Consider the following 21,059-nt stretch of genomic DNA (forward strand, 5'->3'; position numbering starts at 1 on the left):
CGGTCAGGCTTGCTTGCGCAATGACTGCGAGAGCTTCTCTGCCAGCTGTGCCGACAGAATGTTCTTGGGAAGCATGGCGTGCATGGTTTGTGCGGGTACCTCGTTGTAGACCGACCCGCGCTGCCGTGCGAATTTAGTGGCCCGGAAGCTGCCTGCCAGGCTGAACAGCGCATAGACGTCAGCGCGGTCCATCGATAGCGCGGCGCTGACCCAGTCGAGCATGCCGCGTAGCGCGTTGACAAGCGCGTCGTCCAGCGTCTTGCCGAATCCCACCCCGATCCAGTGCGTCGGCGTCTCGGCCAAGGGCAGGCCGGCAGTGACCTTTTTGTGAAGCACATACTGGATACGCAGGTCTTCCATCGCCGTTTCCATCGCGGTCTGGTTGACCATGCCATCGCCTTGCACAGCGTGCGAGTTGCCGGTCCACAAGCGGCCACCCGGATGGAATACGGGGAGGAACAGCGCCGTGCCTTCGACCAGTTCGTGCAAGCCGAGCTTGCCGCCATAGGCGCCATTCAGAATGCCGCTGACCGCCTTGTCGCCTGGTGGCTGGGTCGCAAAGAGCCCTTGTCCGGGGTGCAGCTCAAGCCGAATGCCTGGCGTGAATTCCACGCTCTTGCGGTCCGAGTCGAACTTGAAGTACTTCAGGTAAGGTTTGTCAAAATCCTCGGGGATGGCGCCGACGTTGGCCGGCGCCGAGTTCCATGCCCATTCGATCGGCCGCGCGCGTACCGTGCGGATTTCGACCAGATCGCCGGGCTCGGCATCGCGGATGATGACAGGACCGATGTTCGAGTAGGGGCCGTTGGGATACCGGCGCCGGATCGGCTCGCGCTCGGCAAACGACATACCATAGCGAGGTTCGTTGGCCCAATTTACCCAGGTGTTTGGGTAAGAAACGATGTCACCGGAATCGATGGTGGCCGCGGGGGCGGCTTTCGGGTCGAGCAAACCGACGGTGACGGTTTTGGAGTTCGATTCAACAACATGTGTCCTGCCTGGCGCGGGCGCCTTGTCGATGGCTGGGCCTGAATGGCCGGCTGCTGCGCATCCGGCGAGCGGCGCGACAAGCGCCGCCGCCGCACCTCTCAAAAGATGGCGTCGTCCGGTGGGCATGCCGAGAGACTGGGCTGCGCCCTCAAAGGCGTCCAGGGACACGCTGCAAGATGTCTGACTTTGCATGGTCGGATAGTTTTATGAGGTTCAGGGTCGACTGGACGATGCGCCTATGGCTGCGATACCTGCACGGACTGCGTCTTCGTCAAACTGGCTCGACGCGCCGCTCCCGGCCGCTGCACCCACGAGGAGGCCGTTGATGAATATCGGCAACGAGCCTTGCGAAGGGAACATGGGGCCGCCGTAGCTCAGCGAGCTGATCTGCCCGAATACGATCGGGTTGGCCTTGTAGCGCTCCATCAGCGTCTTGCCTGATTCCCCTCCGGTTGCAACGCTGGCGATGGCTTTTCCGCGTGCTACGTCGAAGGTGCCGAACGGCATCCCGTTCATTCTGGCGCCGGTGATCACATGGCCACCGGAATCGACCACCACCACCGTGACCGCGGTGTTGTTCTGCCTCGCAAAGGCAAACGCCGATTGCATCAGTGCGGTGGCTTGTTCCAGCGACAGATTTGCATTGGCGATCACGCCGGATGCTTGCTGAGCGTGCGCGGTGCCACCGACCAGTTGCAGCAGGACCGACAGCAAGATAGTACTCATGCTCTTTTTCATGGATGTCTCCTCGTGATGCCCGTGTCGGGCGGATGGAACATGGCATATGCCCCGCACAATTCTGGGTCAGAAGCGGTGTCGGATGCCAAATGCGGTGGTTGCCTGCTTGGAGTCCGGGCTGTACAACTTGTCCGCGTAATACATCGCATACAGATCGGTTCGCTTGGACAGGTTGTAGTCGTAGCCGAAGGCAAAGGACTTGCGGCGATCAATCGTCGTGGCAACGCGGTCGTTCGCTCGCATGGTGGCGTACTCCGCCAGGATCGCACCAGAACCGACGGGGACGGCCACGCCGAGTTCGGTGACTTTGCGGTCGGCATTAAGGGCGCTATTCTGATAGGTTTCCCGGACCTTGTGGTACTGCGCAGTGAGCTTGGCTACGCCGAAGTCGTAGGAGCCGCCCACCATCCAGACACCTTGCTTGTGCCCATCGTTTGCAGTGTTGAGGTTGATCTGGCGTGTGGCCACAACCAGGGCGAGTTGCTGGTTGGAATAGCGCAAGGCTCCGTCCGTCGCGACATCGCGCTTGTAGTTGACGCCACTGGGCTCTTCCTGGCCAAGGCTATGCTGCAGGTCGGCTTCAAAGCCATTCATGCGCGGCGATTGGTACTTGATCGAATTGTTCATGCGCGTATCGCCGAGCACGTTATTCTTGAAGGCGTTGGCGAAAATGGGGCTGATGCCTGTGGCGCCTACAAACGGCGTGAAATTGGTAGTCGCCAGTGCATAGGGCGTTGGCATGCGACCCATGGTCAGTTGGCCGTATGGACTATCGATCCCCACAAACGCTGCGCGCGCGAAGAGCGGGTCCGTGTCGTTGCGCCCGGTGGCTCCGGTGTCCACGCGGACAAAGCTCTCGAGCGCGAAAACGGCCTTGTAGCCGCCCCCCAGGTCCTCCGTTCCGCGAACGCCCCAGAACGACGTGGTCAGGCCGCCCGAGTTCACCACATTGGTAGTGACGGACCCCGTAGCCGTGGTGTTCTTGATCTGGCCGGCAAATGTGTCCAGCACGCCGTAGATTTGGACGGTGCCTTGGGCGAACACGTTTGCACAGGCCACGAGTGCGGCGCCTGAAACGATAGTAGAGCGGATGAACATGCTTGCTGGTCTCCTTGGGTCATTTGTGGATAAACAGGTGAATGGATCGTTCGCATCCGTTCACCGCAGATTGCAGAATAGGTGCGACCTGCATTACCGAGTGCACCGGAAGTTCCGCTCAGTTACCACCAAGTCCGATTCTTTTGATTGGATGCCGTGGCGATGCTGAGCAGGCGTGACTGTGCGGCATGCCCGTGCCTGCAGGGGGCGAATGTCCGGTGCATGGACACCGATTGATGTAGGCGCGACGGGCGCGCTCAGTCGTAGGTGAACCCGCGACCTTCCTTGAGGGCTCGCTGGATGGCCTTTGCTTCTCTGTGAAGCAGGCGTGCGATTGACGCGACGCGCTGCTGCGACATACGGCTGTCCACCGCAGCGACGCTGATGGCGCCTATGGTCTGACCCAACGCGTCCCGGATGGCCACGCCCACGGCGCTGACGCCCAAGGTGACGCGATTGCGGATGTAGGCGTATCCGTGCCGGCGGCAGCTGTCAATCGAAGCAAGAAATTCAAACTCGGGCAGCTTGCCCTGTCCCAGCACGAGGGGGGTTACGACCTTGGTGATCCCGGCGCGCTCGTCGTCGGGAAGATCCGACAGTATGGCGAGACCGGCTGCGCCCAACCCCAGCGGCCTCCTGCTCCCGATATCGAGCGTGAATACACGAATGGGGGATGGACCTTCTTGCCGGTCGATGCACACGGCCTCAAAGCCGCTGCGAACCACGAGATAAGCGGTGTCGCCGATTTCCTGAGAAATTCGCAACAGAGAGGGATGGCACGCGCCGCGTATGTCGTACTGTTGGGCGGCGGCCAGGCCCAGTTCGAACGCAAGCGGGCCGAGCGCATAGCGCCGCGTGGCCTGCACTTGACGCACCATCTTTTGGAGCTGCAGGCGCTGCAGCAGCCGATGCACTGTGGGGTGCGGCAGCTGCGTCAGTCGCGCGAGATCCGTCAACCCGAACCCTCGCTCGCCCGCCGTCGCGAGCAGGCGCACCAAGTGGAGCGCGCGCTCGAGGGAGCCCGCGTCCGAGTTGGCGGTGGATCTTGGTTTGCTCATGAACGCATAGTCGATGGCTGGAAATGACGAGGCAAGTGTAGTCGCCGGCTCCGAGAAACGGCATCGGTTTCTTGTGCGGGACTGGAAGTCGCGACCAAAGACATGTCCATCAGATGAACATCCGGATTCGCCGCCGCAAAGGCTGCTTACAGTAGCGCTCAGGCGAGAGAGCCTGTCTTTCTACATGGAGTTTCAGATCATGTTTCACTATTTCCCGGGGAACTACATGTGGTCCTTGGCCGTCAACAGGGCGCTCGCCAGCGGCGGCATGTTTGGCGAAATCAATTGGGCGTGCGAGGGTTTACGTGACGCTTCCCGCAATGGACCACAGGGTGACAATGAAGCTTGGCACTTATCGTGGCTCAGATTGGCAAAGCAGTTGGAGGACATCGCCAAAGATGCTGCATCAAGCGGCCACAAGATCACGGCGCGTGATCACTTCATGCGAGCGGCGCTTTACTACCAATGGGCCGAAGCTTTTCTCAAACCAGATGACGCGCGTTGCGAGCCGGTGTTTGCCAGCCATTTACACGCGTTTGCGCAAGGCGCGCAACGATTCGATCCCCCCATCGAGATAGTGAACATCCCTTTTGAGGGGGCAACGCTCCACGGATACTTCGTGGCAGCGCCCTCCGCCTCGGATGCGCGGCCCGCCGTCGTGTTATCCGACGGCCTCGATGGGACCAAGGAAGAGATGATCTATGTCGCGCTCGCGTTGGCCGAGCGTGGCATCTCAACGCTGGCGATTGACCACCCGGGCCAGGGGGCGACGCTGCGCCTGTCGGGCCTGAAGGCACGCCATGATTCAGAAGTGGCTGCTGGCGCGGCATTGGACTACCTGGCTACGCGCAATGACGTTGATGCGCAGCGCGTGGGCATCGTCGCGGCGAGCATGGGGGGCTACTATGCGCCCCGTGCCGCGGCGTATGAGAAGCGCTTCAAGGCCTGTGTCGCGTGGGGCGCTGTGTATGACTACCACGGCATCTGGGCGCGGCGCTTCAAGGCGCAACCTGGGAAGCCTATCTCGCTGGATGTGACGCAGGCCATGGGCACCACGGGCGACCATATTCTGCACATCCTGGGTATGCCAGATTATGACCGCGCGCTTCGCTATCTGGAGCCCTTTCATTTGCGCGAAGCTGCGAAAAACATTACGTGCGACATCCTTATTTTGCATGGCGAGGATGACAAGCAGACGCCCGCCAGCGAAGCGAAGATGCTGTTCGACAGTATTCCTTCGTCGAGGAAGACGATGCGCGTCTTCACGCGCGCCGAAGGTGGTGCCGCCCATGTACAGCTCGACCGACCCGAACCAGCCTTGAGCATGCTGTGCGACTGGCTTGTCGACAGGCTCTGAGGCGCACATGGCTCAACCGATATAGGAAACTTACCCTTGGGAATTTCAAAATCTGCTGGACCCCAAAGATTGGACGGCAAGGTTGCGGTCGTTACGGGCGGCAGCAGCGGGATCGGTGCGGCATGCGTGCGTGCCCTGGCCGCTGAAGGCGCTAGCGTCGTGATCGGCTACCACCGTGGACAGGCTCGGGCCGAGGACCTGTGCGCGGAGCTGCCAAAGTTAAGCGTCGAACAGGTACACCGTGTGCTACCCATTCCCCTGGGTGACGGCATGGCTCATGCTGAAGTCGCACGGGCTTTGCAGGCCGCAGCAGGCAGGGTCGACATCTTGGTCAACTCGGCGGGATTCACGCGCCGGATTGCGCACACCGACCTGGAGTCCCTCGACGATGCGGTGTTCAACGAAATCCTTGTCGCCAACGCAGGGGGGCCGTTTTCAATTACCCGTGCATTGATGCCGTTGCTGCGTGTATCGGGGGACGCGCTGGTGGTCAACGTGTCGTCCATATCCGCCTTTACCGGATCGGGCAGCAATATCGCTTACTGCGCCGCCAAGGCGGCGCTGGACACCATGACAATTTCGCTCGCGCGTGCCTTTGGGCCTGCTGTGCGTTTTCTTTGCATTTCTCCGGCGGCGGTGGATACCGGCTTCGTCGAAGGTCGAAGCCGTGCGGAGCTTGAGAAGAAATCCGCCCAGACGCCGCTCGGGCGTATCGTGACGCCGGATGACGTGGCGTTGGCAGTGCTCGCCTGCGCCACGCACCTCAAGACAGCAACCGGTACGCGCATCGTCGTGGACGGAGGGCATCAACTGTGACCCAGCTGAATCGCACCCACGATCCGGCCTTGCGCAGTTGGGTCGAATCGGCCAACGCCGAGGGCGCGGACTTCCCAATTCAGAACCTGCCGTTCTGCGTGTTTCGTCGCAAGGGCGTGGACGAACCCGCGCGTTGCGGCGTGGGCATTGGCGATAGCATCCTGGACATCGGCCTCTGCACACCCCTGTTTGACGGCGCCGCGTCACAGGCCGCGATGTCCTGCCGGGAGCCGTCTCTCAACGCTTTGATGGCGCTTGGCCTTGATACTGCCTCCGCATTACGTGCGAGATTGTCGGAGCTCTTGAGTGCAACTCATGTTCAGCATCGGGCTGCGCTGGCCGAAGCGTTGCTACCCATCACGGCGGCGGACCTGGTGCTGCCGGTGCGGGTGGGCGGCTTCACGGACTTCTTCGCATCCGTGCACCATGCAACTAATGCGGGCCGGCTGTTCCGGCCGGACATGCCGCTCCTGCCAAACTATAAGTTTGTGCCGATCGCGTACAACGGCCGCGCGAGCAGCGTGCGTGTCAGCGGGATGCCCGTGCACCGACCGCGCGGCCAGATCAAGGTGCCCAGCCAAGCCGAGCCTGTGTATGCGCCAGCGCAGCGGCTGGACTACGAAGTGGAGCTCGGCATGTATGTCGGCGAAGGTTCGATGGTAGGAAGCCCGATCAACGTGGCCCATGCTAGTCGCCACATCTTTGGATTCTCGCTATTGAACGACTGGTCGGCCCGAGACATCCAGGCCTGGGAGTACCAGCCGCTGGGCCCCTTCCTGGCGAAGAGTTTCGCCACCACAGTGGCTCCCTGGGTAATCACGGCCGAGGCGTTGGCACCGTTTCGCACGGCGGCGATGGCGCGCGCGTCGGTCGACCCGCAACCATTGCCCTACCTGCACGACGTGCTGGATCAGCGCGAAGGCGGTCTGCAGATCCAGATTGACGCTCACTTACGCAGCGCACAGATGGCAGCTCGAGGTCTGCCCGCCAAGCAGCTGTCTCGCTCCAACGCGTCTGCGCTGTATTGGACGTTTGCCCAAATGGTGGCGCACCACACCAGCAATGGCAGTTCGCTGGATACAGGCGACCTGCTTGGCTCGGGAACGATTTCGGGTGAAGCGGACGACGCATTGGGAAGCCTGCTGGAAATAACACGCGGTGGCGCAAGACCATTTGAGCTGGACACAGGTGAGCAGAGAACCTTTCTCTGCGATGGAGACGAAATCGTACTGACAGCCTGCTGCGAGCGGCCAGGGTATGTCCGCATCGGCTTCGGCGAGTGCCGAGCCATGTTGATGGCATGCACGCCAGAGCAGGATTGAAAAGTATCAGGAGTACCTCGCCATGCGTCGGAAACGGGCCGTTCAAAGAAAGCCGCGCAATCGGGCTGCATGGACTTTATAGGGAAAAGGCAAGGCCATTCGTAGCAACAGATCAAGTCACGCAACCTAACAGGAGATCATTATGTTATGCAAGAAACTTCACCACGCCGCTTTTCGTTGCAGGGATGCCGCTGAGACGGCTGCCTTTTATACCGAAATTCTCGGCCTCAAGTTTGCACACGCCATGGGCGAGGACCATGTACCGTCCACAGGAAAGTACAGCCCCCACGTGCATATTTTTTTCGAAATGGAGGATGGCAGCAACATTGCCTTTTTTGAATGCCCCAAAGACCCAGGCAATATGAAGGATCTCGAGTCGCCTGACTGGATCCAGCACTTCGCCTTCGAGGTTGAGAATGTGCAAGCCCTCAATGAGGCCAAGTCCAGGCTTGAAGCCCGCGGCCTGAGTGTCGTTGGGCCAACCAACCATGACGACATCATGCTGTCGATCTATTTTTTCGACCCGTCGGGGCATCGGCTCGAATTGACCGTACGCACCTGTGACCCGGCGCGAGCAGCCCGCTTTGAAATGGAAGCGCCTAAGGTACTGGAGATATGGAACCAGACACACGACTGGTCGCAGCGCGACAAGGCGTTTGGCTCCATGACGGGTTACTCGTAGTTGCTTGTACGGCAGCGGATAACTTCAGAAGCCACCGATGACTGGATATTCGCAATCCCGGCCAGAAAATCGGACGAGGTGGTAACTCGTCGCATGGATTGGTTGGATTGCACTGCCTGCAGGCCCGTACATTTAGCGAGCGCATTCAATTTGCCATTCACGTTAATAAACAGGAGACATGCATGCCCAATTCTTCCGGCCAGGATTCGACGGGCGCGGCCCATGAAATCAACAGCAGCGATCAACAGAAAGTTCGCCGGGCGCTTTTCAAAATTTCTGCTGCAGCCGGCTTGGCGCCCTTTACCAGTCTCCTTCCAGGATGCGCAACTGGAAGTGCGGGAATAGCCGCAGGCACCCTGAAAACGGGCTCACCGATAGGGCGCACTCATCGAGTGATGCCGTCCAAAGACACGGTTCGCGTGGGACAGATGGACCCCGCTGCTCCTGCCGCCGTAGTCATTCGTAGTGGTGATGTTGTCCACTATGACGGGACATGGACGCAGTGGGGAAATGAAGCGAAGTACGGCATGTCGTTTGAAGAACGTGAGCCGATTCGAAAGAAGTACCCCGCGGGCCCCTATTCGCTGATTGGTCCCGTCGAAATTGAAGGTGCAATGCCCGGAGATGTCGTCGAGTGCAGGATGCTGAAGATCCACCCTATCGATTGGGGCTGGAACTCTTCGCCAAAAGGGGTAGGCGCGTTACCCGCGGATTTCCAGAAGCCCTACTTGCGTTACCTGAAATTCAACAAAGAACGCACGGCAGCAGAGTTCTTGCCGGGGGTCACCATTCCACTCGCACCATTTCAAGGTGTGTTCGCTGCACAGCCAGTTGGAGACAAACCAACAAGCGGAATTTTAGCCGGCTCATATGGTGGCAATCTTGATCTTGCGGAATTGATTGTGGGCACCTCGTTGTTTCTTCCAGTTCAGGTCGCCAACGCCAGAATCTGGACAGGCGACTCCAATGGTGCACAGGGCGATGGGGTTGTGAATCAGACGGCGATTGAGACCGCATTGGAAGAATTGCAGGTGCAATACGTTCTACATAGGAAAGTTGCCCTGACCAATCCTATGGTGGAAACCCCGACCCATTGGATAGGGTTAGGCTTCGGTGAATCCCTTGAGACGGCTCTGATATCTTGTCTAAGGCAGGTTATAGCGTGGATATCAAAAGCAACCGCAATTCCCTTGGATGATTGCTATGGAATTTGCAGTGTTGCCGCCAGCTTCAGAATCACGCAGTACTCAAATCAAACTGGAACGGTCTATAGTTCGATACCGCCCAAAGGTGTCCACTGTATGTTGCCTAAGGCGTTGTTCACACCAGAACTGCAAGCCAAATTGGAAAATTCCCTACGTAATGAATGAGTTATCTGGATGCTGTACTCCAGTCGGTAAAAAGCCGCAAGTGATATCGGCCTTAGCGCCGGGCTCGACCAGCTCGTGTTGCTCAGGGATCTTGCGCCGACGGCTTAACGCCCTAGACACTGAAACACCTCGATCAGCACGATCAGGTGTGGCAAGGCTATAACTCGGCTACGCTGGTTGCCGGAGTTGCTGCTGGTGGGCGGCTTATCGTTATTAGCCATGTGCACGCCGGTTTTTCCTGGAAACTGGGCTCTGTATTTCTTGTGAAGCGCTCACGAATGACTGCGGCGCCACCTGCCTGGTGGTGTTCCCAGGGTTTGGGTGAAGACACGTGTGAAATGGCTTTGGTCGGCGAAGCCGCACGCGAAGGCGATATCCGCCAAAGATAAGGTGGAGTTCGTCAGCAGCTTCCGGGCGGAGTCCACGCGCTGCGAGAGTAGCCACTGGTAAGGTGTCTGGCCGGTGGTCTCACAGAAAGCGCGGATAAAGTAGCTGCGGGACATGTTGCATGTGTCGGCGATGTCGGACACGGAGATGCTGCCGTCGAGATGATTTCGTATCAACTCCTTGGCCCTGGACTCCTGCAGCTCCGACAGGCGGCGGCTCTTGCGAGTGTTCGGCAAGGTACTGCCGCCGTAGCTGCCCACCAGATGCGTGCCGATGGCCAGTCCGAGCTGGTCAACGAACAGGGCCTCGGCCTCGGTCGGACGGTCCAGTGCTGGCAGCAGGGCCATCGCAAGGTGTCCAAGTACGTTGTCGACCCTTGCTACCACGCGTTCGAGACCGCGACTGCATGCGCCACGCATGTCGTCTCGGGTACGGTCGATAAACGCATAGGAAATCTCGATCAGCAGGAAGTCGAAAGGCCCATTGAGGTCAGCGCGGTAGTCGTCCGAGAAGTCTCGCAGGTACACGGAACTCATCTCGAAGTCATGCTCGGAGGCGTGGTGCGCGTGAAAGATCCGGCGGCGGTGTCCGGCGCTTAGCGATACCCCTGCCAAGAAGCCTCGGTCGCTCGCCGGCGTTTGCACTTGTCCTAGAGCGGTGCTGTCAGACCGCTTACGGAAAAACCTGATCCCAGAGCCAGAGAGTTCCTGATTTTTCCCCAATAGCCCTGACATGCACCCAAAAGAATCTAGTGACTGAATTGCTGGCCCATTCGCTTGGGGTGTGGCGGACATGGTCGAGTTCTCCAAAAAATAGTCGAAGTAATGTCTGATACAGATTTGCGTTGATATCCCGGTCGCAAGAAGGCTCAAGCGCCGGTTCGAAAAGCCGGCAGCCTCCACGCTCAATTGATGGCCTCTAGCCTGAAGTATCGTTGCGCTGGGGGCTGCCCTGTCATGGTCAACCGGATGATGTCGGCCAGTACGGCTTGGTCTTCGTCAGACATCCGGCTGTTCTGGTCCCCATACTCAACTCGGGACGACACCATGAACCGCTCCTTCTGCAGCACTGGGTTCTCAAGGTCTTCGAAAATGCCCCATTGGTAGGCGCCGTTTTTTCGTCTGATTCGCCCGAGCAGGATAACTTTTTCGAGGAACTCCGCGCGGTTCTGAGACGGAACCTGGTAATCGTTGTAGACGGCGACGGGTCCTTCCCCTTGTATATCGAGGGTCTCGCTGAAGGCCGGCGTCATCGTAGCCAGGGGAAGCGCCGGCGATGGTGTGACGCTGGCACTGCCGGTCGATGGCAGGGTCAGAAAGAGACCACAGGTGGCGCTGGCCGCAAGCGCAAGCAGCGCTATCGTCAGTGCGATCTGGGGGCTGGAGAGCTGGGCGACGAAACCCCAGACAATGCTGCCCGCGCTGACACTGCCAAAAAACGTCAGGGAGTAAATGGCGATGACGCGGCCGCGCACCCAGGTGGGTGTGGCCGGCAGGAGGCTTGCCTGCAGGTTGGAGAGAACCAGTATCCAGCCGGCGCCGGCGAGCGCCATGGTCGCGCACAGGGTTCCAAAGTGCGGAACGTAGGCGAGCGCCGCCAAGTTGGCGATGAAGCACAGGTTGCCCGCGAACATCATGCCTTCCGTTCCCAGTCGGCTCTTGAGTCGCGGCATCAGGCCGATGACGGCGATTGCGCCGAGACCGACGCTGCCCACCAGCATGCCGTATCCGCCCGATGAAAGTCCCATGGCCTTACGTCCGATGAGCGGCAGCAGCGCCCACATCACGCTGGCCGGTAATAGGAACATTAGGCTTCTGCTCAGGATGCGCAGCACCGCCGGCGAAAAGCGTGCGAACTGAATGCCGGTACGCAATGACGACACGAACGCTGTGGCGGAGATGGGCTTGATCGTCCGCACCTCGGGTGTCCAGCGGAGCAGAAGCAAGGCCAATGCGATGAAGGACACCGCATTGAAGGCCAGCGCGAGCGATGGGCTTTGAAGGCCGATAAGGATACCGGCCACGGCCGGCCCCAACGCACGCGCCAGGTTCACGGAAACGCCGTCAAGGCCAAATGCCGATGTTTGCAGTTCCGGCTTGACGAGTTGTGGCACCACGCCCTTCCAGACCGGATCGTAGAACGCGCCGCCCGCACCCATGGCGAAAATGTAGAGAAGTAGCATCCAGGGCGTGATGGGCATTACGAGCGACAGACCGGCCATGAGCGCCGACACGCAGGCCACGAAGAAGGCCGCCGTGACAAGCATGGTGCGCTGATTGAGGCTGTCCGCAAGTACGCCTGCCGGGAAGGCGAACAGCAAGTAAGGCAGGCTGGCCGCGCCTTGCATCAACGATACGAGCAGCGGCGAGTCGGTCGCCGATGTCATCAACCAGCTGGCCGCCATGTCCTGCGTCCAGGTACCGGTATTGGCGATCAGGGTGGCGATCCACAGGGTGCGGAACAGTGGTTCCGCCAAGGGCGCCCAGCTGCCGGGGGCAGATGTGCAGGATGCGCTCATGTCGACTCTTGTTCGTCGATTTCCGACTCGATGGCGGAGCCTTTGTGGGTGACGATCAGCCGGCCCTCGGAGTCGAGCACCACCCGCCGGACTCCGGCCATGTCTTCGACACCCTGCAGCATGAGCAATGCGCGAAGCTGCGGCCCTGTCATCAGCACCTTACGGAGTTCAGCGCCCAGTATCTTTCCGTCGATGACCACGGTAATGGGCTTGCCTTCGATGAAGGCGCTCATGGCGTGGCTGTGAAACGTAAGATAGCGGATGACGCGACTGCACACGACGAGCGTGGCGGCGGAGATCAGGCCCCCAGCGAGCGAGCTGTCCCCGCCAACCATGGAGTTCTGCACGGCGTTGCTGATCAGCAGCATCGCCACCAACTCGGTGGGGCCCATCTGAGCGATCTGGCGGCGACCGGCTATCCGCAGTAGAACCAACACGATCGCATACACGACCAGCGTACGGACGATCAGGTCCAGCGGGGAAACCGTCAGCTCGAATAGGGGCGACAGCATGAATGCAGTCATTTTCCGAAAGCGGTCCTCAGTCCCTTGAGTGAGCTTTCGAAATGTTGCGTGCCTGCCAGGAATATGACCTCCTCCAGAAGGAAGTCTTGCTGCAGACCTCGCGCATGCAGCGTCTGTGCGCGCGAAATGGCCTGTGTCATGCCGCGTGCGAGCGCGACAGATACCTCGGACGCGTCGAACAACGAGAGCCCCGCGTCCTTTAGGCTGGGCGCGAAGCAAAAACTCCAGACGTTGAGCTTGATGGCTTCGCGCGCGGCGACACGACCCACGGCTGTGAGCGTGTCCAATGTCAGCATGGTTGGATCGCCCAATCCAATCAGTAGCAGGTTGCGCGCGGGGATCTGCTGGCGTGCGGGCTGTAGCAACAGCGTCTCGAGCCGTTCACCCCGAAAAATGTCCTCGCGGCGCAGGTCTCGAATGGCGCCCTTGAAGCCCGCATCGACCAATTCGGTGCCGCCGCCGTAGGTCTGGTTCAGCGTCTGGTCGGGAAAACAAACAACCTGCAGTGCGGTGTCCGTTGCTGACGGGCTCATGACTACAGCCTTAAACGTTACTTTCCCGTGCGAGAAGCCTTCGGGGCTGTCGGGATCGAGGTGAGTGGATGTCACGGCAATGGTCCTTGTTGTGTGAATGGGTCAGGATGGATCGGTGCTGATGTCTGGTTTTCCCGCAGCATCGACCATGATCTGGGCACGGCGTTTACCCGCCTGGTCGGTCAGCACCACGCCGGTCGGCCCGCCGTTTTTCAGAAATAGGTAGCTTTGCTGCCCGCCTTCGCCAGCCAGAAACACGTGCGTGCCTTTGGCGTCCAAGCTGATCTCGACGCGTTTCGCGCCGGTGTCCCGGTCGAAGAGTCGCAGGGCGGCGTCACCGCCCGCATCCGCGCCAAGCCACAGCTGTGGTCCGCTGCCCGCGCGGCCCATTGTCAACGCCACGCCATTACCGGTCGCGCCCAAGCGCGCCTGCTCTTGACCGCTGTCATCAAGCAGCTGAATTTCGTGGGCTTTGACTACGATGTGTTCGCCGGATATTGGCATGGTTGGGTTCCTCCTGAGGATGTGAACAGGACCCCGGCGGTTGTGGACGTCACTGGTCGATTCGCCTTGGGCATGACCACGTGGTGAGTCCGTCAGCGCGCTGGGCGGCGCAGAGGTGACAGTCAAGCTAGCATAAGACGGTCTGCCTGAAATGGCTTGTCGAAAAGTACGATTTTTTGACTGCGTACCGGTTCTGCGCGCGGCATCTATGAAGAATGACGGCGTGAGGGCGGAGAAGGCACAAACGGGGAGGCTTAGAAATCCCCGGAAAGCGCACTTTTCGACAAGACGCTCGGATGCCGGCCTCCTATGCTCTTCATCAGCATGCCGAACTGGCCAAGGCCCTGTTCCCAGATACCGGAGTTGCCGACGGGCTGGGCATGGTCTGTAGCAAGAGCAGGTTTTGCCCGACGCCGCCGGCGATGGCCGTTCCACATCCGGAGGACATATCAATGAGTACCACCATTCCCACCGCCACCACGCCGCAGGGGGTCTCCTCCGCGTCCACGTCCGCGCCGGCGACGCCAGATGTCTCCGGGCCCACGGCAAGCCGGAGTGTGAGCATCCTGCTTTCGTTCACGGCGGGCTTCGTAGACACCTTTGGCTTTGTCGCGCTGTTTGGACTATTCACGGCGCACGTCACCGGCAACTTCGTGCTTATAGGCGCGGCGATCGCGGGCGCCGGCAGCGCCGCCCTGCTGGGCAAGTTGCTGGCGCTGCCGACCTTTGTGGTCGGCGTGGTGGCGACCCGTACCTGGCAACTGCGTTGTGAGCGAGAGGGCCGTGCGTCTGGCGTGGCGGTGGTGGTTGTGCAACTACTGCTACTGCTGGCATTCATGGCTAGCGGTGTGCTCGCTACGCCGTTCCTGCGCAGCGACGGCTGGCCAGTTGTCGTGGTGGGCTTGCTGGGCGTGCTCGGAATGTCGGTGCAGAACGCGGCGTCGCGAAGCACCTTCTCGAAGATGAGTCCGTCCACTGTGATGACCGGTAATGTGACTCAGATATGCATGGATCTGGTCGACCTGTTGACGAGGGCGCCCGGATACGCAGCTGCGGCGACGCGTGTCCGTGGCATGTGGCCGGCAATCACGGCCTTCGCCATAGGCTCGTTGGGTGGCGGGCTGGCTTTCAAACCCTTGGGCTTTTGGTCCATCCTGGCACCGGTGGTGGCGCTCGCACTGGTGCTGCACGCGTTGACGCAAACAAGCCCGGCCCCGTAAAAATCACTGACCTGGATGGTGTGCCGGACTTTTCACCGTTCATGCTCGAGACTCCGACCCCACCAAGCCACCAAGTTTCCCCACTGACTCACTAGCGCTGAGGCAATAAGCCATCGGAAACGACTGACAATCGATAACTACATATTGTCGATATCAAGTCATGCCGTGACTGCGACCACTGTCAACTTACCACACCCCCCAATTATCGTAAATAAGCGGTTGAGGACGAGCATAATGCCGTCACGAACATTGCGCTTATGCATCATCGATGCGCTCAACCTCTCACATGCCAAATGGCGTTGCAGGTGGTCTCCCGCAGGCGGCGACAACGTGACGTGGGTAGCCGCCAAGGAAAGCATCGAGTGCCTCCCGCATACAAAAGATACCAGGCTTGCCGCAATAGAAAGATCAGCCATCGATTCGACTCTTAGGAGCCCGTTGCGCAATACAAGACTTGCTGTTCTCACTCCGACATAAACAGAGCCGCTCAGAATAATCGCCAAGGCAGCATAGTCTTTGTATAGAAGGCCTAACGCCAACAAAGCACCGAGAAGTGTTACAACAGCTTCAAGACGCGGCAATGCGCACTATCGCCATCACGTTACGTGCTTGCCAACTTACTACAACGCCCCATTCTCGGAAGTAGGCAGTTGAGGACAAGCGCCATGCCGCACCCAATCAGAAACGACTACCTACGGTGAATCGGCTCCCGCTGAAGTACTTTTCAATCACTTTGGATTTACACCGCGCGGCGTCGTGGATGTCGTGAGAGCGGTCATCTCCAAACGGCCAGGTGTCGCAGCTGATTTCGCAGAAACCGCGAAGGCTCTTGAGGGGTAGACGATTTCATCCACGTGATGAAGGAACTGTTCGACGCTGGTTTTACTTCCGCCTGAGTCGCGGCATATGGCCGTCATTCCCGCCGCGCATCGGCTGGCGAGCAAGCGCATGGCGCTGTTGTCGCAACAAAGCTTCGTGCGCCACCAGATTGACGACCTATTTTCGAGTCTCGGCGCGGCACCCAACGTCGTCCTCGAAACACCGAGTTCATCGATCGCTTGCGCGCTGGTTGCCGAGTCTGGCGATGCGAGTCAAGTAATAGGACACAGTTTTGCGTGAAGACGCGGGCGTACCCGTCCTCAATCGCCCCAGTGTGGTGATTTCCGTCTTCGTCAACGCCAATGTCGGCGGCCCATCGGGGCAGGCTCGATTGATCATCGTCATCCAGAAAATTCGCCAGCTCAGGATGCAATACACCGAGATCAGATTGACCAGCCGCTCGGCTGTGCGCAGCTTGGACTCCTCGGCTTTGCAGCCGGACTTCAGAATCTTGTGGAACGTCTCGATCTTCCACCGCATGGCATATCTGCAGCCGCTGGTCAGCCAAGCCTTCGCATTAACCCGGCCTGGCCCCGCGAACTGCAATCTGATGAGGCTTTCAATCCGTCAGCGGTCTGGCTTGGAACTCGGGATCACCGGAAGCACGATGGCGAGGGGCGTTGCGGCGTTAGCGTGCAGCGTCGTGATCCCACCTACTCGCTCGCTGAGCCTGTCTCGCGGCTCGTCGTGCAAGAACGGTCCACATCCCTTCAGTTCGTTCTTGAAGTTACTCAGACGTGCACCAGTCGATGCAGCGAACTCGTAGTCGCGGCCACGCACCGTCAATCCAATGCGATAACCGGCGGGCACAACGATCGATGTAGGCAACACTTCGATCTGCAGATCGACTGGGATATTCGGTTCGAGCAACTGCTGCTCGTCGTGCGCGTGGAACGGCCGATACGGCAATGACTGCGTCTCATCCAACTTACGGTGTGATGCTCTGAGCCAGCCCTGCGCGACCGGTGTGTGAGGGTCGATAGCGCCCTGAAAAGTCACCTCCCGCATGTCCGGTGTGAACACTCGAACGACCAGAAAGATGTCAGCGTCGTCTGTGCTTGAAGAGACCGTGAGATGCGCCGTCGACGGCCCCGTGATCTCGGTGTCTTCTGCAAGGGGTTCCGACATAAACGTCAAACCGTCGCCGAGTGCCTCAAAGGACAGATGCTGCGGGCCGCCAACCGGTGCCTCGATCGTCAACGCATGCCGTTGCAGATCAATGTAGTAGCGGGTCCATCGAGTGGTCCGCAATGGCCATTCGGGTTCAAATCGTTCGCTGAAGCCATCCACGGTGCGGATTTGCAATTGGACCGGCGGTCTCGCATCCCAGCCATTGTCGATCCCCTTCAGAAAGTGGTCAAAGAACTGGCGTTGCAAGCCCACGCCGTAGTCCGTGTAAAAGTGCGTCCAATGCTCGATGCCGTGCATCTCAAGCCATTTCTGAGGCGATGCAGAGCGCATGAACCCTTCGACATTGCCGCGCAGATGCAAACCCTGGCCGCCCCAGTTGCCAGCAGACAGTAGCGGGGTGCGGATGCGATCCCACTGTGCGGACCGATCGCGGTACCAAGCTTCATCCAGAGGGTGTGCGAGGATGTCGCCGCCGAAGTCACAGCGATTGTTCTGAAGTTCAGCGTCGGACAGTGTTGTTGGCCCACAGACTGTGTCACTCGTCGCTCTGCTCCTTGGCCCCCGCTCGCCAAGTCCGTTTTGGACGCTTTTCACTTGCATGTCGTACCAATTAGCCCAGAACGTGCTTAGCATGCCCCCGTGGTGCGTCGCATCCCTGTAAAAGTCCGATGCCCCTTCCCACACGCACATTGCCGCGAGATGTGGTGGTTGCAAAGAGGCGACCTGCCACTGGTTCATGCCGAAGTACGAGACCCCATTCAGGCCGATCTTTCCGTTACTCCACGGCTGGACTGCCGCCCACTCGATGCATTCGTAGTAGTCACGCGTTTCACGTGGAGAAAAATGCTCCACAAAGCCCTCGGAGCGACCGCATCCACGTGAATCCACCCTAATGCAGACATAGTCGTTAGGCACCCATCTTTCGGGATCCGCGACTTCCCAACTCTGGTAGAGACCGGACGATCCTTCCAAGACCTCTGGAAACTGCTCCACCATGCGGCTCCAAGCGCTCGGGTAGCCATCCTGAAATGCCAGGCCTTTAGCGTACGGGCCGTAGGTCAGCAGAACAGGGAACTGCCCTTCGCGTACGGGGCGGTAGACGTCTGCCCTCATAACGACACCGTCGTCCATGCGAATAGCAACGTCCCAATCAATCTGCATGCCGTCTCGTGTTTCTGATTTTTCCACGTTTGATTCCTTAATTACTGAACCGTAGTTCCTAGTCGAAGTCGTTCACCTCGAAGCGGCTGGCAGCCGTCTTCGCGACGTCTGTTAAGAGGGGGTAGCCCGGGTGTCAGGCGTTCGTTGCGTATGCCAAAGTAGGCAGCAAGGCTCGCACCGCATCGACAAATAATGATCAGTTGATCATTATAATGTTCTTCGCGTGGCTTGTGCATCCAGGGAAAACACCTAGACGAAGAACCCCATGGCTCAATCATCCCGAGTGATCGCACGATCCATATCGGAAACTCTTCCAATCCATGGGACGGCGAGCCCATCCCCGGAGATCGCCTCGGCGACCAATAGACAGGGTGACGGCCGCTTCTGCTCTCGCCGGTTCGGCAACTGTGCGCAGACGAGTGATCCCCTGGGCGAAGCGGTGCACGACTTTATGAACACATAAGTGCGAGTGCGCCTCAATCCCCGTGGCTCTTGGGCTTTGCCGGGATGGGCTTCGCGGCTAGCGTTGCAAGTTAGCCGCGATCGATCAGCAAAACAGCCGGAGCACCAAAGAGGAAAGCGTCTACGCGCATGTCGATCAGGCGGTCCAAATTCTTGGGGGCTGGAAGGTCATACACCCACTTACGTACGCCAATGTAAAAAACGCTGGAGTGCATCGCCCAAATTAACTCGACCTCCTCATCCTCTGCCAAGCTGTCCTTAGGCTCGGGGATGCTGTACTCGAACCTGAGCTCGCGTGCGATGAGAAGAAAGTGCCTCTCTCGCAAGCGGGCAAGGTACCTCTGATTGACGCCTGCACGACCCAGGCCGGCGTACATGAAGATCCGAACCCACTCGCCCCTCAGCACGAAGTTGGCGTAGTCCTTTAGGTAGCGCTTGAGCCGCAGATCGAGTGGTTTGGTGCGATCCGCCAGCCACTCTTCCCATTCCGGATTCCACCGTTTGACAAACACGTCGTCGTAGACCCGGTCCACGAGGGCCTCCTTGTTCGGAAAGTACCTGTAGAGCAACGGCTGGGATACGCCAAGTTCTTTGGCCAGATCGCGCGTGCTTGCTTCGAAGCCATGCTTCGCAAAAAAGGAGATCGCGGATCGAACGATCTCATATTCGCGGTCTTCCGGCGCAAGCCGACGGCGCTGCTTGCGGCCGCGTTCGCCCGTCGCGACCGGCGCTTCGTCAACTGCATTTCGAATTGTCATGGTCTGTGTGCTCTCGGTATTCACAAGGTTGATCCTATAGCTCCGTGAACTTTAGCCTATGCGGTATCAATGTTCGATCGACCAGTTGCCAGGCTGCGTAAAAGGTTGAACTTGGATTCATTTGCTAGGGAAATCCCTTACGAAAACTCAGTATCAAGTGCTTGAAGGTGAAGACGCGCAAGACTACAATTGATCGACTGATCACTTAAAAAGACTTTGCACATGCGGTCTAAAAGCGCTTACCTACTTTTCCCAAACGAGGAGACAAAATGACAATGAATCGCAGAAGCTTTGTTGGGGCAGCAACGACGGCCAGCGTGGCACTGGCTGCCCCTTCGCTGACTTGGGGGCAGAGTGTCGACGAACCGCTACGCGTCGGGTTGCTCACCGCCAAGACTGGACCGTTGGCCTCCGGCGGCCTAGACATGGAGCGCGGCCTGCTGAGCTACCTCGCCGAGCACGACCAACGGATCGGCGGTCGCAGGATTCAGCTGATCGTGTCTGACACCGGTGGCGTCCCCTCTAACGCCCGGACCAAGATGCAGGAGCTTGTGGAGCGCGAAAAGGCGCAGGTCTTGATGGGACCTCTGGCCGCCTTTGAGGCATTGGCCGTCGATGACTATGTGCGGGGCAAGCAGATCCCGATCTTTCCCGTCGCTGCCGCCGAGGACATGACGCAGCGCAAGGTCAACCAGTGGCTGTTTCGCGCGAGCTCCACCTCCGCGCAGTGCGCCCACCCGTTGGCCGACTACTGTGTCAAAAAGCTCAAATACAAGCGAATGATCCTGATTGCGGACGACATCGCCTACGGACATGAAATGACCGCGGGCTTTCAACGCGTGTTTGATCAAGCTGGCGGCAAGGTAGTGCAGAAGCTGTTTCCCCCGCTTACGGCGCCGGATTACGGCACGTTCCTGGCGCAGCTCAATCCCGAAGCCGATGCGATCTTTCTTGGCTTCGCCGGGTCCAACGGGTTCCGGTTCATTCGCCAGTTCAATGAATATGGGCTGCGCGGCAAGCAGGCGTTGGTCGGCGGCATGACCGCGCTCGACGAGGCGGTGCTTCGCAACATGGGGGACGAGGCCCTTGGCATTGTGACGGTGAACTGGTATTCGGCAGAGCTGAGCAATCCGATCAACTCCAGGTTCGTGGGCGCGTTTCGCAAGGCCTATAGCTACGACCCGGGGTTCTACGCCGCATGCACACATGTGAGCGCCTCGGTTCTCGACGCAGCGCTGGCCCCGATAAAAGGCAAGGTCTTCGACAAGGAAGCGCTTCGCAAGGCGCTACGCAAGACCGAAGTGCTCACCGCGCGAGGTCCGGTGAAGTTCGACGAGTATGGAAACGTCGTCGGCAGCGTATATATCCGGCGTGTCGAGCGAAAGGAAGGCCGCCTGGTCAACAGCATCATCGACACCTATCCCGATGTCAGCCAGTTTTGGACCTACGACCCGAAGAAATTCTTGTCGGAGCCCGTTTACTCGCGCGACTGGCCGCCCGCCAAAAATCTCGGCGCCTGACCGTTCCGACGCCCAACCCTCAAGCGCATCC

The 21,059-nt window shown here is 59.3% G+C and carries 19 protein-coding genes; 7 read left to right on the forward strand and 12 right to left on the reverse strand.

The window, feature by feature from the left end; all coding sequences use genetic code 11:
• Window positions 1–3: 3 nt before the first annotated feature.
• The 4 genes from PJE01S_RS00110 to PJE01S_RS00125 form a co-directional block, all read right to left on the reverse strand.
• On the reverse strand, window positions 4–1,158 hold the full coding sequence (locus PJE01S_RS00110) for an acetamidase/formamidase family protein (protein ID WP_245660500.1): 1,155 nt from the start codon (window positions 1,156–1,158) through the stop codon (window positions 4–6).
• 45 nt (window positions 1,159–1,203) lie between these two features.
• Window positions 1,204–1,728: a GlcG/HbpS family heme-binding protein gene (locus PJE01S_RS00115; protein ID WP_068831114.1), complete on the reverse strand. Its 525-nt coding sequence runs from the start codon at window positions 1,726–1,728 to the stop codon at window positions 1,204–1,206.
• 66 nt (window positions 1,729–1,794) lie between these two features.
• Entirely contained in the window at window positions 1,795–2,826 is a 1,032-nt protein-coding gene (locus PJE01S_RS00120; RefSeq protein ID WP_068831115.1) for a porin, read from the reverse strand.
• Window positions 2,827–3,083: 257 nt separating this feature from the next.
• Entirely contained in the window at window positions 3,084–3,884 is an 801-nt protein-coding gene (locus PJE01S_RS00125; RefSeq protein WP_068831116.1) for an IclR family transcriptional regulator, read from the reverse strand.
• Window positions 3,885–4,083: 199 nt separating this feature from the next.
• Between PJE01S_RS00125 and PJE01S_RS00130 the strand changes: the two genes are divergently transcribed.
• The 5 genes from PJE01S_RS00130 (at window position 4,084) to PJE01S_RS00150 (ending at window position 9,431) form a co-directional block, all read left to right on the forward strand.
• Window positions 4,084–5,241, forward strand: a complete 1,158-nt coding sequence (locus PJE01S_RS00130) for an alpha/beta hydrolase family protein (RefSeq protein ID WP_068831524.1) — start codon at window positions 4,084–4,086, stop codon at window positions 5,239–5,241.
• A 69-nt stretch (window positions 5,242–5,310) separates the two neighbouring features.
• Window positions 5,311–6,057: an SDR family NAD(P)-dependent oxidoreductase gene (locus PJE01S_RS00135; RefSeq protein WP_157090176.1), complete on the forward strand. Its 747-nt coding sequence runs from the start codon at window positions 5,311–5,313 to the stop codon at window positions 6,055–6,057.
• Window positions 6,054–7,379, forward strand: a complete 1,326-nt coding sequence (fahA, locus tag PJE01S_RS00140) for a fumarylacetoacetase (RefSeq protein ID WP_068831117.1) — start codon at window positions 6,054–6,056, stop codon at window positions 7,377–7,379. Before PJE01S_RS00135 ends, fahA begins: the two co-directional genes overlap by 4 nt.
• Window positions 7,380–7,521: 142 nt before the next feature.
• On the forward strand, window positions 7,522–8,061 hold the full coding sequence (locus PJE01S_RS00145; protein WP_068831118.1) for a VOC family protein: 540 nt from the start codon (window positions 7,522–7,524) through the stop codon (window positions 8,059–8,061).
• A 182-nt stretch (window positions 8,062–8,243) separates the two neighbouring features.
• Complete coding sequence (locus tag PJE01S_RS00150) at window positions 8,244–9,431, forward strand: acetamidase/formamidase family protein (RefSeq protein WP_084389270.1); 1,188 nt, start codon at window positions 8,244–8,246, stop codon at window positions 9,429–9,431.
• A gap of 272 nt (window positions 9,432–9,703) precedes the next feature.
• On the opposite strand, the gene PJE01S_RS00155 is transcribed toward PJE01S_RS00150, so the two are convergent.
• The 5 genes from PJE01S_RS00155 to PJE01S_RS00175 form a co-directional block, all read right to left on the reverse strand.
• On the reverse strand, window positions 9,704–10,354 hold the full coding sequence (locus PJE01S_RS00155; RefSeq protein ID WP_339374656.1) for a helix-turn-helix domain-containing protein: 651 nt from the start codon (window positions 10,352–10,354) through the stop codon (window positions 9,704–9,706).
• A 368-nt stretch (window positions 10,355–10,722) separates the two neighbouring features.
• Window positions 10,723–12,336: an MFS transporter gene (locus PJE01S_RS00160; RefSeq protein WP_068831120.1), complete on the reverse strand. Its 1,614-nt coding sequence runs from the start codon at window positions 12,334–12,336 to the stop codon at window positions 10,723–10,725.
• Entirely contained in the window at window positions 12,333–12,860 is a 528-nt protein-coding gene (locus PJE01S_RS00165; protein ID WP_084389271.1) for a DUF421 domain-containing protein, read from the reverse strand. Before PJE01S_RS00165 ends, PJE01S_RS00160 begins: the two co-directional genes overlap by 4 nt.
• Window positions 12,857–13,468: a M17 family peptidase N-terminal domain-containing protein gene (locus tag PJE01S_RS00170; protein WP_157090177.1), complete on the reverse strand. Its 612-nt coding sequence runs from the start codon at window positions 13,466–13,468 to the stop codon at window positions 12,857–12,859. Before PJE01S_RS00170 ends, PJE01S_RS00165 begins: the two co-directional genes overlap by 4 nt.
• Before the next feature lie 27 nt (window positions 13,469–13,495).
• Window positions 13,496–13,897: a hypothetical protein gene (locus PJE01S_RS00175; RefSeq protein WP_068831123.1), complete on the reverse strand. Its 402-nt coding sequence runs from the start codon at window positions 13,895–13,897 to the stop codon at window positions 13,496–13,498.
• A 452-nt stretch (window positions 13,898–14,349) separates the two neighbouring features.
• Between PJE01S_RS00175 and PJE01S_RS00180 the strand changes: the two genes are divergently transcribed.
• Entirely contained in the window at window positions 14,350–15,117 is a 768-nt protein-coding gene (locus tag PJE01S_RS00180) for a YoaK family protein (RefSeq protein WP_084389308.1), read from the forward strand.
• Window positions 15,118–16,164: 1,047 nt separating this feature from the next.
• Here the strand turns inward: PJE01S_RS00180 and PJE01S_RS25640 are convergent.
• The 3 genes from PJE01S_RS25640 to PJE01S_RS00195 form a co-directional block, all read right to left on the reverse strand.
• A complete protein-coding gene (locus PJE01S_RS25640; protein WP_174548468.1) occupies window positions 16,165–16,476 on the reverse strand; it encodes a hypothetical protein in 312 nt (103 codons plus the stop codon).
• Window positions 16,477–16,563: 87 nt separating this feature from the next.
• A complete protein-coding gene (locus PJE01S_RS00190) occupies window positions 16,564–18,315 on the reverse strand; it encodes a CocE/NonD family hydrolase (protein ID WP_339374657.1) in 1,752 nt (583 codons plus the stop codon).
• A 506-nt stretch (window positions 18,316–18,821) separates the two neighbouring features.
• A complete protein-coding gene (locus PJE01S_RS00195; RefSeq protein WP_068831528.1) occupies window positions 18,822–19,508 on the reverse strand; it encodes a TetR/AcrR family transcriptional regulator in 687 nt (228 codons plus the stop codon).
• Window positions 19,509–19,777: 269 nt separating this feature from the next.
• On the opposite strand from PJE01S_RS00195, the gene PJE01S_RS00200 reads away from it, so the two are divergent.
• Window positions 19,778–21,028: an ABC transporter substrate-binding protein gene (locus PJE01S_RS00200; protein ID WP_068831126.1), complete on the forward strand. Its 1,251-nt coding sequence runs from the start codon at window positions 19,778–19,780 to the stop codon at window positions 21,026–21,028.
• Window positions 21,029–21,059: the final 31 nt, after the last annotated feature.

The sequence above is a fragment of the Polaromonas jejuensis NBRC 106434 genome (assembly GCF_001598235.1).
In the GTDB taxonomy this organism is placed as follows: domain Bacteria; phylum Pseudomonadota; class Gammaproteobacteria; order Burkholderiales; family Burkholderiaceae_C; genus Polaromonas; species Polaromonas jejuensis.

What these genes read in the sequence shown, in the direction of transcription:
- PJE01S_RS00115 (WP_068831114.1), bottom strand. Translation starts at nt 1,728, where the DNA reads ATGAAAAAGAGCATGAGTACTATCTTGCTGTCGGTCCTGCTGCAACTG.
- PJE01S_RS00120 (WP_068831115.1), bottom strand. Translation starts at nt 2,826, where the DNA reads ATGTTCATCCGCTCTACTATCGTTTCAGGCGCCGCACTCGTGGCCTGT.
- PJE01S_RS00125 (WP_068831116.1), bottom strand. Translation starts at nt 3,884, where the DNA reads ATGAGCAAACCAAGATCCACCGCCAACTCGGACGCGGGCTCCCTCGAG.
- PJE01S_RS00130 (WP_068831524.1), top strand. Translation starts at nt 4,084, where the DNA reads ATGTTTCACTATTTCCCGGGGAACTACATGTGGTCCTTGGCCGTCAAC.
- PJE01S_RS00145 (WP_068831118.1), top strand. Translation starts at nt 7,522, where the DNA reads ATGTTATGCAAGAAACTTCACCACGCCGCTTTTCGTTGCAGGGATGCC.
- PJE01S_RS00150 (WP_084389270.1), top strand. Translation starts at nt 8,244, where the DNA reads ATGCCCAATTCTTCCGGCCAGGATTCGACGGGCGCGGCCCATGAAATC.
- PJE01S_RS00155 (WP_339374656.1), bottom strand. Translation starts at nt 10,354, where the DNA reads ATGAGTTCCGTGTACCTGCGAGACTTCTCGGACGACTACCGCGCTGAC.
- PJE01S_RS00160 (WP_068831120.1), bottom strand. Translation starts at nt 12,336, where the DNA reads ATGAGCGCATCCTGCACATCTGCCCCCGGCAGCTGGGCGCCCTTGGCG.
- PJE01S_RS00165 (WP_084389271.1), bottom strand. Translation starts at nt 12,860, where the DNA reads ATGACTGCATTCATGCTGTCGCCCCTATTCGAGCTGACGGTTTCCCCG.
- PJE01S_RS00175 (WP_068831123.1), bottom strand. Translation starts at nt 13,897, where the DNA reads ATGCCAATATCCGGCGAACACATCGTAGTCAAAGCCCACGAAATTCAG.
- PJE01S_RS00180 (WP_084389308.1), top strand. Translation starts at nt 14,350, where the DNA reads ATGAGTACCACCATTCCCACCGCCACCACGCCGCAGGGGGTCTCCTCC.
- PJE01S_RS25640 (WP_174548468.1), bottom strand. Translation starts at nt 16,476, where the DNA reads ATGCGGTGGAAGATCGAGACGTTCCACAAGATTCTGAAGTCCGGCTGC.
- PJE01S_RS00195 (WP_068831528.1), bottom strand. Translation starts at nt 19,508, where the DNA reads ATGACAATTCGAAATGCAGTTGACGAAGCGCCGGTCGCGACGGGCGAA.
- PJE01S_RS00200 (WP_068831126.1), top strand. Translation starts at nt 19,778, where the DNA reads ATGACAATGAATCGCAGAAGCTTTGTTGGGGCAGCAACGACGGCCAGC.